Source organism: Aquimarina addita (assembly GCF_039539305.1).
In the GTDB taxonomy this organism is placed as follows: Bacteria; Bacteroidota; Bacteroidia; order Flavobacteriales; family Flavobacteriaceae; genus Aquimarina; species Aquimarina addita.
This window is the reverse complement of record NZ_BAABCW010000053.1, coordinates 1-1,790: the sequence shown is the minus strand read 5'-3', so window position 1 is coordinate 1,790 and position 1,790 is coordinate 1. Positions and strand designations below refer to the sequence as shown.

Below are 1,790 nucleotides of genomic sequence, written 5' to 3'. Positions count from 1 at the left end.
TTGTCATACTCTGTTTTTGTTTGGGTTTCATCGCGGGAGGATTTGGGTAGTAATGGAATCACTCGCGGGGGAAATAGCGGATCTCTTTGTTGACGGTGTTTATACCGGATACAGTTTGGCCGCGTTCGCAATGGGTTACGGGACTTCGTTCCTGATAACTTTTTTTAAAAAACTGTCTGAAAAAATATAGGTGGTGTTATGATTACTCGCATTAAATACATGATGTCCCGTGCTGTAACTGCATCAGTTGTTGTTGTTACCGCTCTCGCTGCTGGCTCTGCCAATGCTGCCCTACCGGCTGCTATTAGCACGGAATTGGCAACTGTCCAGGCCGATGGGCTTGCCATGGCTGATTTGGTTTGGCCGGTTGTAATTGCATTGTTCGGTGCTCTGGTGCTTTTCAAACTGTTCAAGCGTTTCGGTTCCAAAATTTAAGTAAAAACTGGCTCTTGAGGTCAAACGCAGTTTGACCGATAGAGCCTTTTTTAATTCCATTTTTCGGTGATTCCATATGAGAATTTTTAAGCCCCTTGCCCTGACCCTGGCTATTTTCATATGGCCAATCAATGCAGCCATGGCAAATCAATACGGCGTGGCCGCATCAGTCTATGATCTTTCTAATATCGATGAAGTAACCGGCGAAACTGTCAAAACCAAGGTTGTTGTTAAGGGGGCAAAGGCCAGTCACCCTTATCGAGTTCGCTTGTTACCGATTCAGAAACAAACTATCGGCTCAATTCTAAAATCTGGTGGCTCTGCATTTTTAAAACGGTCTCCCTATTGGATAGCTGCCATGATTGCAATGAATTATATACTCGACGATGACGGCAATGTTTATCAACCTGATCCATCGGGTTCAGCTCCCGATATGGATAAGTCGCGTTCTACTGTGTATTTGATGAATAGTGGTGGTTCTACAAATGTCACTCGTGATTCTGTATCTATCAACACTGCGCTAAATATTTGGAATACTCAATTCGGCTCTGCTCTTAATAATGTCAAAATCGTTGGCGCTTGGTCTTGTTCATCATCTGATTGTCGAGCAAACGCCACTTGGAAATCCTTTGGTTCCAGTTATTCAGGTTATATAAAAATTCCTACCGATGAGCTTTTACCGCCCGCTGATATTCCTATTGCTGATGAGGATTTTCTTGATTCAGTTATGCCCTATATTGCCGCTAATCCGACAAAAGAGGCTCTCCGTAACCCTGATGCTCCTAATGATTGGTCTCACTTAATCCCAACAGATGATTTTACATATCTGCCGGATGCGGTTACTCAACAGGACGAGGATTATATTAATTACATGTTGGATGGTATCGCTCAATCAACAGACCCTAATGCGCCAGGATATATCGACCCTGCGGATTATGATCGTATAGCTGATATGGCCAGCGATATACAAGGCTTGGACACTCCCGAGGGTCAAGCCGATGCTCTAAATAGCGAGGCCGATGCTCCATTGACTGCCGCGTCCATGGCCGAAATATTAGAGGCTGAGCGGGTTGCCGCTGCTGAGGCTGCCGCTACTTTGGCGGCTGAACAAGCTGCTGCTGATGAATCTGCTATATCTGCTGCTGAGGCTGATGCTAATGACCCTAGTAACAGACAGGATGATGAGGATTTAGACGACGAGGATTTAATGGATCTTATTAACCAATCGTTGGATTTGCCAGATTTGTTTGATCTTCCGACTATCAGTGCCGCTTCCTGTCAGTCTATGACACTTGATTTTATCGGCACCTCATTGTCGTTCCCTGGCGCTGCTGGCTGACAAAAAATCGACCAGG

2 protein-coding genes are annotated in these 1,790 nt (G+C 45.1%); both read left to right on the top strand.

Annotated features, from left to right (window positions below; genetic code table 11):
- Nucleotides 1–198: 198 nt before the first annotated feature.
- The gene (locus ABD816_RS22360) at nucleotides 199–435 is read left to right on the top strand and encodes a major coat protein (RefSeq protein WP_344960201.1); all 237 of its coding nucleotides are present in this window, start codon (nucleotides 199–201) and stop codon (nucleotides 433–435) included.
- Between the two features lie 139 nt (nucleotides 436–574).
- Nucleotides 575–1,774 (top strand): hypothetical protein, encoded by a 1,200-nt coding sequence (locus ABD816_RS22020; protein ID WP_344931061.1) that lies wholly within the window; start codon nucleotides 575–577, stop codon nucleotides 1,772–1,774.
- Nucleotides 1,775–1,790 lie beyond the last annotated feature (16 nt).

What these genes read in the sequence shown, in the direction of transcription:
- ABD816_RS22360 (WP_344960201.1), top strand. Translation starts at nt 199, where the DNA reads ATGATTACTCGCATTAAATACATGATGTCCCGTGCTGTAACTGCATCA.
- ABD816_RS22020 (WP_344931061.1), top strand. Translation starts at nt 575, where the DNA reads ATGGCAAATCAATACGGCGTGGCCGCATCAGTCTATGATCTTTCTAAT.